The organism is Streptomyces sp. NPDC029152, assembly GCF_055564355.1.
In genome coordinates, this window is record NZ_JBVHWR010000024.1 from 20,838 (window position 1) to 33,704 (window position 12,867).

10 protein-coding genes are annotated in these 12,867 nt (G+C 75.0%); 8 read left to right on the forward strand and 2 right to left on the reverse strand.

Annotated elements, in window-relative coordinates; all coding sequences use genetic code 11:
• Together ACZ4V6_RS32245 and ACZ4V6_RS32250 are read right to left on the reverse strand one after the other, a co-directional pair.
• A partial coding sequence (locus ACZ4V6_RS32245; protein WP_467834233.1) for a lipopolysaccharide biosynthesis protein occupies positions 1-1,723 on the reverse strand: 1,723 nt, incomplete at its 3' end.
• Positions 1,716-2,885 carry a DegT/DnrJ/EryC1/StrS family aminotransferase gene (locus tag ACZ4V6_RS32250; RefSeq protein ID WP_467834235.1) on the reverse strand — a complete coding sequence of 390 codons (1,170 nt, stop codon included), beginning with the start codon at positions 2,883-2,885 and terminating at the stop codon, positions 1,716-1,718. The genes ACZ4V6_RS32245 and ACZ4V6_RS32250, both read right to left, overlap by 8 nt.
• A 413-nt stretch (positions 2,886-3,298) precedes the next feature.
• Here ACZ4V6_RS32250 and fahA point away from each other — a divergent pair, with 413 nt between their 5' ends.
• The 8 genes from fahA (at position 3,299) to ACZ4V6_RS32290 (ending at position 12,866) form a co-directional block, all read left to right on the forward strand.
• Entirely contained in the window at positions 3,299-4,510 is a 1,212-nt protein-coding gene (fahA, locus tag ACZ4V6_RS32255; protein ID WP_467834236.1) for a fumarylacetoacetase, read from the forward strand.
• A gap of 327 nt (positions 4,511-4,837) precedes the next feature.
• The gene (locus ACZ4V6_RS32260; protein WP_467834238.1) at positions 4,838-5,776 is read left to right on the forward strand and encodes a M56 family metallopeptidase; all 939 of its coding nucleotides are present in this window, start codon (positions 4,838-4,840) and stop codon (positions 5,774-5,776) included.
• A 276-nt stretch (positions 5,777-6,052) separates the two neighbouring features.
• Positions 6,053-6,841 carry a GntR family transcriptional regulator gene (locus ACZ4V6_RS32265; RefSeq protein ID WP_467834240.1) on the forward strand — a complete coding sequence of 263 codons (789 nt, stop codon included), beginning with the start codon at positions 6,053-6,055 and terminating at the stop codon, positions 6,839-6,841.
• Between the two features lie 34 nt (positions 6,842-6,875).
• The gene (locus tag ACZ4V6_RS32270) at positions 6,876-7,103 is read left to right on the forward strand and encodes a 4Fe-4S dicluster domain-containing protein (protein WP_010986276.1); all 228 of its coding nucleotides are present in this window, start codon (positions 6,876-6,878) and stop codon (positions 7,101-7,103) included.
• A gap of 13 nt (positions 7,104-7,116) precedes the next feature.
• Positions 7,117-8,478 carry an ABC transporter substrate-binding protein gene (locus ACZ4V6_RS32275; protein WP_467834243.1) on the forward strand — a complete coding sequence of 454 codons (1,362 nt, stop codon included), beginning with the start codon at positions 7,117-7,119 and terminating at the stop codon, positions 8,476-8,478.
• Positions 8,475-9,368 (forward strand): ABC transporter permease, encoded by an 894-nt coding sequence (locus tag ACZ4V6_RS32280; RefSeq protein ID WP_467834244.1) that lies wholly within the window; start codon positions 8,475-8,477, stop codon positions 9,366-9,368. The genes ACZ4V6_RS32275 and ACZ4V6_RS32280 overlap by 4 nt, the downstream gene beginning before the upstream one ends.
• A complete protein-coding gene (locus ACZ4V6_RS32285) occupies positions 9,346-10,134 on the forward strand; it encodes an ABC transporter ATP-binding protein (protein WP_467834246.1) in 789 nt (262 codons plus the stop codon). The genes ACZ4V6_RS32280 and ACZ4V6_RS32285 overlap by 23 nt, the downstream gene beginning before the upstream one ends.
• A gap of 11 nt (positions 10,135-10,145) precedes the next feature.
• Positions 10,146-12,866 (forward strand): fumarate reductase/succinate dehydrogenase flavoprotein subunit, encoded by a 2,721-nt coding sequence (locus ACZ4V6_RS32290; RefSeq protein WP_467834248.1) that lies wholly within the window; start codon positions 10,146-10,148, stop codon positions 12,864-12,866.
• The last annotated feature ends 1 nt before the right edge of the window (position 12,867 follow it).

Sequence of the window (12,867 nt, forward strand, 5' to 3'; positions counted from 1 at the left end):
TGACCGGGCCGGAGACCGACGCGGGAGCCGACACGGAATCCGTGACCGGGCCGGAGACCGACGCGGGAGCCGACACGGAATCCGTGACCGGGCCGGAGACCGACGCGGGAGCCGACACGGAATCCGTGACCGGGCCGGCCGTGGGGGCGGCCGCCGGGTCCGGCTCCGAGGTACACGCCGGCTCCGGCTGCCGGGGCGGGCGGACGACCAGGGCCAGTGTGTCCGCCTGCAGGGCCTCGCGCTCGTAGCCGGGGCGGCCGATGAACAGCGCGGCCGTGTCGTCGTCGGTGCCCTTGTCCTCGTACGCGGCCCGGCGCGCCCAGCTCGTGCCGTACCCGGCGGTGGCGTTCAGCCGTGCCCAGCGGGTGCCGTAGCCGGGGTCCTCCGCCTCCCGGCCGCGGCCGCCCGCGCCGCCCCCGTCGCGCAGGACGGACCGCAGCCCGGGCACACAGCCGACGGCAACCAGGGACATGCTCAGCAGCACCGCCCACCCGGCGCCCGCGATCCCGGCCGGGCTGAACAGCGCGGCCGCGCTGCCCAGGACGAGGGTGCACATGGCGCCCTGCACCGCGGCGAGCACACCGGTGCGTCCCTGGACGCGCAGCACGCCGATGTACAGCTCGACGACGATCCTCGGCAGCGCCCCGACGGCGAGCAGCCGCAGCACCGTGGAACCGTGCTCGGCGTAGTCCTCGTCGAAGGGGGCGAGGATCTGCGGGGCGAAGACGACCAGGACCAGCACCACCGGCACCAGCAGCAGCGTCATCCGGCGCAGCGCCCCGCGGACGCCGTCGGCGAGGCGGCGGGGATCGTGCGAGGCGTGGGCGGTGAGCGAGGAGGCCATGTTGATGGCCATGAACTCCATCGTGCCGCCGACGGTGTACGCCACGTAGAAGAAGCCGTTCTCCGCGGCGCTGAAGCGGACCGCGACCATCACCGGCAGCAGGTTGATCATCGCCAGGCTGAACAGCGCGCCCAGCGAGTCCCCGGCCAGGAAGCGGCCCATCTCCCGCACCCCGGGCGGCTCCACGTCGCGGTCGGCGGCGGCCTGGCGCGGGATGAGCCTGCGGAAGATCAGCCAGCCGAGCGGCAGGGTGGAGAAGGCGATGGCCACGGCCCAGGACACGAAGATGCCGAGCACCGGCAGCGCGGAGGCGAAGACGGCCAGGAGGATCAGCTTCCCGAGCGAGAACACCGCGTTCCCGGCCGGCACCCACTCGGCCTTGCGCAGCCCGGTCAGCACCCCGTCCTGCAGGGTGAGCAGCGCCCAGGCCACGCACGCGGCGACGAACAGGGCGCCCGCCGCGGGAGTGCCGAGCGGTGCGTACGAGGCGCCCCACAGGTCGAGGGTGAGCAGGAAGACCACGGCGGCCACGACCACGACCACCGAACTGGCCACGTACGCACGCCGCACCAGCGGCCCGGTCGCCCGCCCGGCGCGGGGCACGAAGCGGACGACCGCGCCGATCATCGTGGTCGCCGTGATGCTGGCCAGCAGCCGCATCGCGGCGATGGCGGCGGAACCCTGTCCGACGGCCTCCTCCGAGTAGTAGCGGGCGGCCACGAACCAGAACCCCAGGCCGAGCACGGCCGAGACACCGGTGCTGAGCATGAGGAAGTAGGCGTTCTTGAACAGCGAGTCGGAGCCCTGCCCCCTCCCGGGCGGCTCCGGGGCGCCGCCCGCGGACGCCGCGGAGGCCTCGTGCACCCGCGTCTCAGCCACGGGACGGTCCCGCCCCTTCCGGCGCTCCGGCGGGCAGCGCCCCCGACTCCTCCAGCACCCGCACGACCGCGCGGGCGCGCAGCGGGTCCACGGGCAGCGCGTGCCGCGCGAACCAGCGCGCCCCCTCGGGGCTGGGCGAGAGGTCGGTGAACTCCGCCCCCGCGTAGTCGTCGAGCGGCGGATCGTAGAGGTATCCGACGACGATGCCCTGGCGGGCCAGCGCCCCGATCGCCGCGTCCCGGTCCGCCACGAACAGCGGTACCCGGAACAGCGGCTGCGCCCCGTCCGGCCGGCGGCCGCCGGCCGGGTGCGCCCAGCGGGTCGACAGCAGCAGTTCCGTGCCCGCCCGGCAGCCCGCGAGCACGTCGTCCAGCCGGTCGAGCCTGCGCCCGACGCGCCCGAGCCGGAACCGGCCCGACCGCAGGCGGTAGTCGTGCATGTCCACGCGGACCCAGGGATCGTGCGCCTCCAGGTCCGGCGCCGAGGCGACCGCCCGGGCCAGCTCCCCCGGCCGCAGCGGCATCCGGATCCCCTCGCGCTCCGTCCTCCCCAGGAGCCGCAGCGTGGCCCAGGCCGCCCGGCGCAGCCGCAGGCCGCGTACGGCCGCCTCCGCGTACGGCCGTACGGCGTAGGCGACCTCGGCCGTGGTCCGGCGCGGCAGCAGCAGGTCGTCGCAGGACTTCGCCAGCGCCTCCCGCAGCCCCGGGTCGGCGACCGAGAGGAACCCCCCGGCCTTGGCGCCGACGTGCTTGGACAGGCTGAACACGGACGCGTCGCCCCAGGTGCCGACGGGCCGCCCGCCCACCTCGCTGCCGATGGCGTGCGCCGCGTCCTCGAACAGCGGGATGCCGAGCGCGTCGCAGCGCTCCCGCAGCCGGGGCGCGGGGTCCGGGTTGCCGTACAGATTGGTCGTCAGCACGGCGGACAGGGAACCCCACACCTCCTCGGGCACGGCGTCGACGTCGACGGTCGCGTCCAGCGGATTCAGCGGCGCCTGCACCGGCCGCAGCCCGGCGGCGAGGACGACGAAGAAGATGACGTCGTCGTTGACCGGCGACATCAGCACCCGGCCGCCCGGCGGGCACCAGTGGCGCAGCGCCGCGTACAGCCCGAAACGGCACGACGGTACGTACACGCATTCCCGGCCGAGTCGGCCGCGCATGGTCTCCTCGAGCCGCTCTCTCGGCTGCGAACCGGACCGCGCCGGACCCGGACCGGCCTCCCCTGTGGCCATCCGCCCCCCTGATGTGCCGTCGGAACGCCCCCTCCCCGAGGCCTTCCGGCACGCGTCCAGAGTCACCCCGTTCGCACCGCTCCGTCAAGATTGCGTTCCGGCCTGGGGACAACTTCCCGCACACGGGCCGTGGCGGAGCGCCACGGCCCCACGGGGCACTCCCCTCACCGCCCGCGCCGGCGCCGGGTCACTCCCCGCACGTCGGCCGCACGTCCCCGCCGGGCCCCGCCGGCCGCCGCCACCTCTTCGGACACTGCCCAAGACCCGTGCGTCACCCGTAACGTGTGGCACGGCCACGGATCACGTGGCGCACGGCGAGCACGAGAGCGAGGCAGCACCCGATGCCCCCCTTCGATGTCCCCGAGGGCGACCCCTTCGGCCCGCACAACCTCCCCTACGGCGTGTTCTCGATCCGCGGCGCGCAGGAGCGGACGGTGGGCGTCCGGCTCGGCGACCACGTCCTGGACGCGGGCGCGGCGGCCCACGCGCTCGGATCGCCGTACGCGTCCCTGCTGGCCCGGCCCACCCTGAACCCGCTGCTGGCGGCCGGCCGCACCGCCTGGTCGGACGTGCGGCGCGCGTTGACGGCCTGGGTGACGGTCCCGTCCCACCGGGAGGCCCTGGAGCCCCTGTTCCACCCCCTGTCGTCGGTGACCCTGCACCTGCCCTTCGAGGTGGCGGACTACGTCGACTTCTACGCCTCCGAGAACCACGCCCGGAACGTCGGCCGGATCTTCCGCCCCGACGCCGAGGACTCCCTCACCCCGAACTGGAAGCACCTCCCGATCGGCTACCACGGCCGCTCCGGCACGGTCGTCGTGTCCGGCACGGACGTCGTACGGCCCTCCGGGCAGCGCAAGGCCCCCACCGACGCCGCGCCCGTCTTCGGCCCGTCCGTCCGCCTCGACATCGAGGCCGAGGTCGGCTTCGTGGTGGGCACGCCGTCCGAGCCGGGCCGTCCGGTGGCGCTCGGCGACTTCCGCGAGCACGTCTTCGGGCTGTGCCTGCTCAACGACTGGTCCGCGCGGGACGTCCAGGCCTGGGAGTACGTCCCCCTCGGCCCGTTCCTCGGCAAGTCCTTCGCCACCTCGGTGTCGGCCTGGATCACGCCGCTGGACGCCCTGGACGAGGCCCGGGTGGCGCCGCCGGAGCGCACCCACGCGCTGCTGCCCTACCTGGACGACGCCGAGGAGGAGCCGGGCGGCTACGACCTGCGGATCTCGGTCGCGGTCAACGGGCACGTGGTCTCCGAGCCGCCCTTCTCCACCATGTACTGGACCGCCGCCCAGCAGCTGGCCCACATGACCGTCAACGGCGCCCGTCTGCGCACCGGCGACCTCTACGGCTCGGGCACGGTGAGCGGGCCCGCCGAGCGGGAGCGCGGGTCGCTGCTGGAACTGACCTGGAACGGCCGCGATCCGCTGGAACTCCCCGAGGGCAAGCGGACGTTCCTGGAGGACGGGGACGTGGTGACCCTGTCGGCGTGGGCACCGGGTCCGGGAGGCACCCGGGTGGGGCTGGGCGAGGTGACCGGCCGGATCGTCGGCCGGTGACCGCCCGCGCCGCCGGGCCGGAACCGGCCGGACGGCCGTCGGCCGGGCAACCGGCTTCCGGGCGGGCGGTGTTCGGGCCGGCCCGGCCGCTTCCGCACGCGCATCCGGTGCCCGTCGGGACCTGACTCGCACCGCCCGTCACCGTCATACTGGCGTCGGGCGGTGTGCGCGGCACGCCCGCCCCCTCCGGCACGGTTCGGGGCCGCGGCGGCGCCGACGGCGCGGGGCCCGGGCACGGCCCGGAGGCCGCACCACCGCCGCGCACCGCCCCAGCACCACAGCACCACAGCCAGAGCCGCCTTCCGACAAGGATCCGGAGCCCGTGGCATGACCGTCTGCCTGCTCCTGCTGTTCGCCGTCGCCGTGACCGCCGCCGTGCCGGTGCCGCGCGCACTGACCCGTTCCGCGTGGCCCGAACGGGACCCCGTGGTCGCCCTGTGGGTGTGGCAGTGCCTGGTCGCCACGGTGCTGCTGTGCTGCCTGACCTCCCTCGTGCTCGGCGCCGCCGCCGTCTTCGGCACCGTGCGCGCCCAGCTCTTCGCGCCCGCGCCCCCGGCGGTGACCGCCGCCTACAACCTCTCCGCCGGCCCGTCCTGGGCGGCGGTCCTCACCCTGCTGCTGGCCGGCGGTGCCGCCTGGACCACCGCGATGCTCGCCCGCGAGCTGGTCGAGGCCCGCAGGCGCCGCGCCCTGTCCCGCGCGCACCTGCGCGAACGCGCCCCCGACCTGCCCGCCGGCCTCCCCCGGGCCCGCGGCCCCCTCCTGGTCCTGGAGGACGAGTACCCGGACGCCTGGTGGATGCCCGGCAGCCCGGCCCAGCTGATCGTCACCACCGGCGCCCTGCAGCGACTCACCGACCATCAGCTCGACGCCGTGCTCACCCACGAACGCGGTCACGCCCGGGCCCGTCACGACTGGCTGCTGCACCTGTCCACCGCCCTGGCCACCGGCTTCCCGCGGGTCCCGCTCTTCTCCCACTTCTGCGACCAGACCCACCGCCTGGTGGAGCTCGCCGCCGACGACACCGCGTCCCGCCGCTGCGGCCACCTGACCACGGCCCTGGCCCTGATCGAGCTCAACCAGCACCGGGGCGTCCTGTCCTGCGCCTCCAGCCACCGCCTCCTCGGCGAACGGGTCGACCGCCTCCTGGAACCCCCGCCCCGCCTGACCCCCCGCGACCGCGCCCTGACCACGGCGACAGCGGCCCTGGTCCCCCTGCTCCCCCTCCTGATCACCTTCGCCCCGGGCCTGACGGCACTGACGTGACCCACCGGCCGCCATGACGGTGGTCCGCAGCCGCGGGCAGTCGCGCCTCCCCGGTGCCTGAACGACCTGGGGGGATGCCCCCGGGGCGGCACGGGTGGGCGCCGGGGGCACCCCCTCCGGGGGAGGCACCCCGTCGGCGCCGGGCCTCCCGACCCGGTGGCACATCTCACCCCGCCTCCCGGGAAACCCCAGCTCACACCCCCTCCCGGCGGAGTCCCCGGTGGCGCAACAATCCAGCAACACCACCAACCCCACCGGATAGGTATGGTTCCCGCCATGCCCCCCGCCGACCGCATCCGAGACCACGCCGGCCAGGGCGCGACCACCGTCGCCGCCCACCGCGCGCGGCGCCGGCTGCGCGCCGACCGGGCCCGCCAACTCGCCGACCTGCTCCGCCGCCAGATCCTCACGGAGGCCTTCCCCGACGCCACGCTCCCCCACGAGGACGCCCTCGCCACCGAGTACGGCGCCTCCCGCAACACCGTCCGCGAGGCACTGGACCTGCTCCGCGCCGAAGGCCTCGTCGCCCGCCAGCCCGGCGTCGGCACCGTGGTCGTGGCCCGCAAGTACGCCCACGGCCTGGACCGTCTGATGGGCCTCGCGGAGACCCTGCACGAACACGGCCGGATCACCAACGAGGTCCGCACGACGGTCCCGGTCCGCGCCCCGGCCCCGGTCGCCGAACGCCTCCACGTCCCACCCGGCACCGACGTCCTCTACATCGAGCGCCTGCGCCGCCTGAACGGCATCCCGCTCTCCCTCGACCTCACCTATCTGCCGCTCGACATCGGCACCGCCCTGCTCGGCGCCGACCTGGAGAACACCGACGTCTTCCGCCTCCTGGAGTCCGTCACCGGCCGGCCGCTGGGCCACGCCGAGATCACCCTGGAGGCGGTCACCGCGGACGCGCACTGTTCCGCCGTGCTCGAGGCCCCGCGCGGCACGGCGGTCCTCATGCTGGAACGCCTCACCCACCTCGCGGACGGCCGCCCCGTCGACCTGGAGTTCATCCGCTTCCGCGGCGACCGCATCGCGATGAGCGGCCTCCTGCACCGGTCCCGGTGACCATCCTCCTTCGCGCACATCCCTGGAGACAGCCATGCCCTTGGCGCCCCAGCGGGCCGACGTGCCCGTGACCATCGACGAGTCGAAGTGCATCGACGGCTGCACGCTCTGCGTGGACATGTGCCCGCTGGACTCCCTCGCCATCGACGAGAGCAACGGCAAGGCGTACATGCACGTCGACGAGTGCTGGTACTGCGGCCCGTGCGCCGCCCGCTGCCCCACCGGGGCCGTCACGGTCAACATGCCCTACCTGCTCCGGTGAGAGGCCGACTCGAATGAGATCCGAACGTTTCGCCGTCCTGGCCACCGCGGCCGTCGCCACCCTGCTCCTCCCCCTCACCGCCTGCGGCGGCAGCGCGTCGGCCGGCGGCGACGGCTCGACGGTCACCGTGACCGTCGGCTACCAGTCCCGCACGATCAACACGGTCACCGCCGGCACCCTCCTGCGCTCCCTCGGCTACTTCGAGGAGCAGCTCGACGCCCTCGGCGACGGCGTCACCTACAAGGTGGACTGGCAGGACTACGCGACCGGCGCGCCCATCACCGCGCAGATGACCGCCGGGAAGATCGACATCGGCTCGATGGGCGACTTCCCGCTGCTCATCAACGCGGCCCGCGGCAAGCAGCTCGGCAAGCCCACCCGCCTGGTGTCGGTCACCGGCTACAACCTCCGCGGCGGCCTCAACACCATCGTCACCGCGCCCGACTCCTCACTCACCTCCCTGGAGGACCTCAAGGGCAAGAAGGTCTCCACCAGCGTCGGCTCGGCCGCCGACGGCACCCTCGTACGGGCGCTCCAGCAAGCCGGCCTCGACCCGGACGAGGACATCGAGAAGCTCAACCAGCAGCCTGCCGTGGGGGCTTCCGCCCTGTCCTCGGGCAGCGCGGACGCCCTGTCGCAGTTCGTCGCCTGGCCCGGCCTGCTCGCTCGGCAGGGCAAGGCGAAGGCCCTGTACGACGGTGCGCAGCTGAACCTGCCCACCTTCCACGGGGTCACCGCCCGCGAGGACTTCGCGAAGAAGCGCCCGGCCGTGCTGGAGGCCTTCCTGAAGGCCCAGACCCAGGCGACGGACTACCTGGACGCGCACCCGGTGGACGCCGCCGAGACGGTCGCGAAGGCCACCGGCCTGCCCGCCGAGGCCGTCTACCTCTACAACGGCGCCCAGGGCATCGCCACCTTCGACCCGGCGATCAGGCCCCAGCTCGTCGCGGCCCTCAAGGAGGACGTGCCGGTCCTCAAGGACGCGAAGCTGACCGGCGACGTGGACGTGGACGCCTTCGTCGACGACCGGTACGTGCGCAAGGCGCTCGGACCGGCCGCGTACGCCGAGCGGCTCTCCGCCGCGCCCCCGGAGCCGGCCGGCGAGGTCTGGCCGAAGGGCGCGCGGAAGACCCTCCGCTTCGCCTCCCCCATCGCCCTGCTGCGGCACGTCGCCGCCCACCGCGACGGCGTCCGGGCCGCCTACGTCCCCGACGCCACCACCGGCACCCTGTGGTTCGCCGACCGGTCGGTGTGGGTGGCCGACGGCGACGAGCTGCTGCCGTTCGTCACACCGGCGACCGCCGAGGCGTACCTCGCCGGGCACGGCGGGGCGCGCGTCGTCACGTACGCCGAGGCACTGGAGCGCGCGTCGTGACCCGGTACGCGCTGCGCGTCGCCTCGCTCGCCGCCGCCCTCGGCCTGTGGCAGCTGCTGACCGGCCGGGACGTCGATCTCTGGCTGCGCTTCTCGCAGTTCCCCACCGTCACCGACGTGGCCCGCACCTTCGCCGACCGGCTGGCCGGCCCCGACTACTGGACGGACCTCACCGACAGTCTCACCCGCATCCTCACCGGCTTCCTGCTCGCCGCCGTCCTGGGCGTGGCCACCGGCGTGCTCGTGGCCCGCTCGCGGCTCGCCGAGGACCTCCTCGGCCCGGTGCTGGAGGTGGTCCGTCCGGTCCCGGCCATCGCCCTGGTCCCCGTCGCGATCCTCCTGTTCCCCTCCAACGAACAGGGCATCGTCTTCATCACCTGCACCGCCGCCTTCTTCCCGGTGCTGGTCTCCACCCGGCACGCGGTCCGCGCGCTGACCCCCGTGTGGGAGGAGGCGGTGCGCACGATGGGCGGCGGCCGGTGGCGGGTGCTCGGCTCGGTCGTCCTGCCGGGCGCGCTGCCCGGCGTCTTCGGCGGCCTGTCGGTCGGGATCGGCGTGTCGTGGATCTGCGTGATCTCCGCCGAAATGATCTCCGGCCAGTACGGCGTCGGGTACCGCACCTGGCAGGACTACACCGTCGTCGACTACCCGGGCGTGTTCGTCGGCATGGTCACCATCGGGGTGCTGGGCTGGCTGACCTCCACGGCCGTGGAGCTGCTGGGCCGCCGGCTGACCCGCTGGCTGCCGCGCGCGTCGTACGTCCCCGGCGCCGCCCGCCCCAGGGCCGCGCGGGCCGGCACGGCCGCACCCTCCGCCCGCACCGCCGTACCCGCCGTACGCAAGGGCACCGAGCCCGAGGAGGCACGCGATGAGCACCTCGTCCGAGACTGAGACCCCGCCGGCGGCCGGTCCGCGGTCCTCCCCGCACGGCACCCGCCTCGCCCTGCGCGGCGCCGTCCTCGGCCGCCCGGACGCCCCCGCGCTGACCGGTGTGGACGTCGAGGTCCCCCCGGGCGGGATCCTCACCGTGGTCGGCCCGTCGGGCTGCGGCAAGTCGACGCTGCTGCGCACCCTGGCCGGGCTGCTGCCCCCGCTGGCCGGGACCGCCGAGCAGGACGGCCGGCGCATCGACGGGCCGGGGGCGGACCGCGCGCTGGTCTTCCAGGAGGACGCCCTCCTGCCCTGGCGCTCGCTGCGCGCCAACGTCGAACTCCCCCTCGCCGTCCGGGGCGTGCCCCGCGCCGAACGCCGGCACCAGGCGGCCGGCTGGCTGGAGCGGGTCGGACTCGCCGCGCACGCCCGGCAGTTGCCGCACCGCGTCTCCGGGGGCCAGCGCCAGCGTGCCCAGCTGGCCAGGGCCCTCGCCGCGCGTCCCCGCGCCGTCCTGATGGACGAGCCCTTCGGCGCCCTCGACGCCCAGACCCGCGCCGGCATGCAGGACCTGCTGGTCGAGGTGCTGCACGGCACGGGCACCACCGTCGTCTTCGTCACCCACGACGTGGACGAGGCCCTGTTCCTCGGCGACCGCGTCGCCCTGCTCGGTTCCGGCCGGCTCACCGCCGTACGCGACGTGCCCCGCCCCCGGGACCGCACCGCGCACGACGACCCGGCCCGCGTGGCGCTGCGGCGCGACGTCCTGACATCCCTCGGCACCTGAAAGGCCCCCTGGTGGAGATACCCGCCCTCACCGACGCCGAAGAACTCTCCTGCGACGTCCTCGTCGTCGGCGGCGGCACCGCCGGCACCATGGCCGCGCTGACCGCCGCCGAGCACGGCGCGGACGTACTGCTGCTGGAGAAGGCCCACGTCCGCCACTCCGGCGCCCTCGCCATGGGCATGGACGGCGTCAACAACGCCGTCGTCCCCGGCCGCGCCGAACCCGACGACTACGTCGCCGAGATCACCCGCGCCAACGACGGCATCGTCGACCAGTCCACCGTCCGCCAGACCGCCACCCGCGGCTTCGACATGGTCCGGCGGCTGGAGTCGTACGGGGTCAAGTTCGAGAAGGACGAGCACGGCGACTACGCCGTCCGCCAGGTGCACCGGTCCGGTTCCTACGTGCTGCCGATGCCGGAGGGCAAGGACGTCAAGAAGGTCCTGTACCGGCAGCTCCGGCGGCGCGAGATGCGCGAGCGGATCCGCGTCGAGAACCGCGTGATGCCGGTACGGGTCCTGACGGCGGAGGGCCGGGCGGTCGGCGCGGCCGGCTTCAACACCCGCACCGGACGGTTCGTGACCGTCCGCGCGGGCGCCGTGATCCTGGCCACCGGTGCCGCCGGCCGGCTCGGCTTGCCCGCCTCCGGCTACCTCTACGGCACCTACGAGAACCCCACCAACGCGGGCGACGGCTATGCCATGGCCTACCACGCGGGCGCCGAACTGACCGGCATCGAGTGCTTCCAGATCAACCCGCTGATCAAGGACTACAACGGCCCCGCCTGCGCCTACGTCGCCAACCCCTTCGGCGGCTACCAGGTCAACCGGCACGGCGAACGCTTCGTGGACTCCGACTACTGGTCGGGCCAGATGATGGCCGAGTTCGCCGCGGAGGTCGCCGGCGACCGCGGCCCGGTGTACCTGAAGCTCAGCCACCTCCCGGAGGAGTCGGTCTCCGCCCTGGAGTCGATCCTGCACTCCACCGAGCGCCCCACCCGCGGCACCTTCCACGCGGGCCGCGGCCACGACTACCGCACCCACGACGTCGAGATGCACATCTCCGAGATCGGCCTGTGCGGCGGCCACTCCGCCTCCGGCGTCCGCGTCGACGACCACGCCCGCACCACCGTTCCCCGCCTGTACGCCGCCGGCGACCTGGCCTGCGTGCCGCACAACTACATGATCGGCGCGTTCGTCTTCGGCGACCTGGCGGGCGCCGACGCCGCCCGGTACCGGCCGTACGGGGGCGAGTTGCCGGCCGACCAGCTCCGCGACGCGCACGAACTGGTCTACCGCCCGCTGCGCAACCCCGACGGCCCGCCGCAGCCCCAGGTCGAGTACAAGCTGCGCCGCTTCGTGAACGACTACGTGGCCCCGCCGAAGTCCGGTGCGCGGCTGTCGCTCGCCCTGGAGTGCTTCGAGCGGATGCGCGCGGACATCGCGGCGATGGGCGCGCGCACCCCGCACGAGCTGATGCGCTGCGCCGAGGTCGGCTTCATCCGCGACTGCGCGGAGATGGCCGCCCGGGCCTCCCTGGCCCGCACGGAGTCCCGCTGGGGCCTCTACCACGAGCGCGTCGACCTCCCCGAGCGCGACGACGCCTCCTGGTTCCACCACCTCGATCTGCACAAGTCCCCCTCCGGTGCGATGGAGTTCACGGTCCGTCCCGTGGCCCCCTACCTGGTGCCGGTCGACGGGTTCACGCCGGTCGGCGGCCCTTCCCGGCACCTCGGCGAGGTGCACCCGGAGCAGGTGGCGACGGCCGGGGCCCGCGATGTGGCCCCCGTCGCCGCGAAGCCGCCCACCGCGCCCCCCGAGACCACCGGTGGCCGCGCGTCGACCGCCACGGCCTCCCCCCGGCTGCTGGAGCTGCTGGCCCTGGCCGAGGACGAGCCCGAACTGTCCGTCCTGCGGCCGTACCTGTCCGACCCCGAACCCGCTGTCCGGCGCACAGCGGTCACCGTGCTGACCGAGACCGTGCCCGCCGGCACCGGTCCGGCGCTCGCCGCCGCCCTGTCCGACCCGGACGGCGAGGTACGCGCCGCCGCCGCGGCCTCGCTGCGCGAACTGGCCGACACGCTGGCGCCCGAACCGGCGCTGGGCGAGCCCCTCGTGCGGGCGCTGGACCAGCCGGACCCCGTGGTCCGCGCCACCGCGCTCGACCTGCTGCGCGTCCTGCGGCTGGGCGGACCCGGCACGTTCACCGAGGCCCTCGGCGATCCGGACGCCTCCGTGCGCATCGAGGCCGTACGCGGGCTGGTCTCCCTGGACGCCGCGGAGCCGCTCTCACCGGCCGCCGAGGACCCGTCCCGCGAGGTCCGGGCCGCCGTCGCCAAGGCGCTGGGCACGCTGCGGGCGGCCCCCCGCGCGGGCGGCGCCCACGACCGGCTCACCGAGGACCCCGACGCCCTCGTCCGGGGCGCGGCCTTCGCGGCACTGGCGGAGACGGGCTGCCCGGCCCCGCTGGCGGCGCGGGCGCACACCGCGCTGTCCGACCCCGCCTGGCAGGTCCGGGCGGGCGCGGCGACCGCGCTGTCCGCCGCCGCGTCCGACACCGCGGTCCCCGTCCTCGCCGAGGCCCTCGCCGACCCGAACGCCGATGTCCGCAAGGCCGCCGTCCTGGCCCTGACCCGGCACACGGCCACCACCGAGGACGCCCGGACGGCGCTCGCGACCGTCACGAGCGACACGGACGCCGACGTCAGGGCGTACGCGACCCGGGCGTTGTGAC

What these genes read in the sequence shown, in the direction of transcription:
- ACZ4V6_RS32250 (WP_467834235.1), bottom strand. Translation starts at nt 2,885, where the DNA reads ATGCGCGGCCGACTCGGCCGGGAATGCGTGTACGTACCGTCGTGCCGT.
- fahA (WP_467834236.1), top strand. Translation starts at nt 3,299, where the DNA reads ATGCCCCCCTTCGATGTCCCCGAGGGCGACCCCTTCGGCCCGCACAAC.
- ACZ4V6_RS32260 (WP_467834238.1), top strand. Translation starts at nt 4,838, where the DNA reads ATGACCGTCTGCCTGCTCCTGCTGTTCGCCGTCGCCGTGACCGCCGCC.
- ACZ4V6_RS32265 (WP_467834240.1), top strand. Translation starts at nt 6,053, where the DNA reads ATGCCCCCCGCCGACCGCATCCGAGACCACGCCGGCCAGGGCGCGACC.
- ACZ4V6_RS32270 (WP_010986276.1), top strand. Translation starts at nt 6,876, where the DNA reads ATGCCCTTGGCGCCCCAGCGGGCCGACGTGCCCGTGACCATCGACGAG.
- ACZ4V6_RS32275 (WP_467834243.1), top strand. Translation starts at nt 7,117, where the DNA reads ATGAGATCCGAACGTTTCGCCGTCCTGGCCACCGCGGCCGTCGCCACC.
- ACZ4V6_RS32285 (WP_467834246.1), top strand. Translation starts at nt 9,346, where the DNA reads ATGAGCACCTCGTCCGAGACTGAGACCCCGCCGGCGGCCGGTCCGCGG.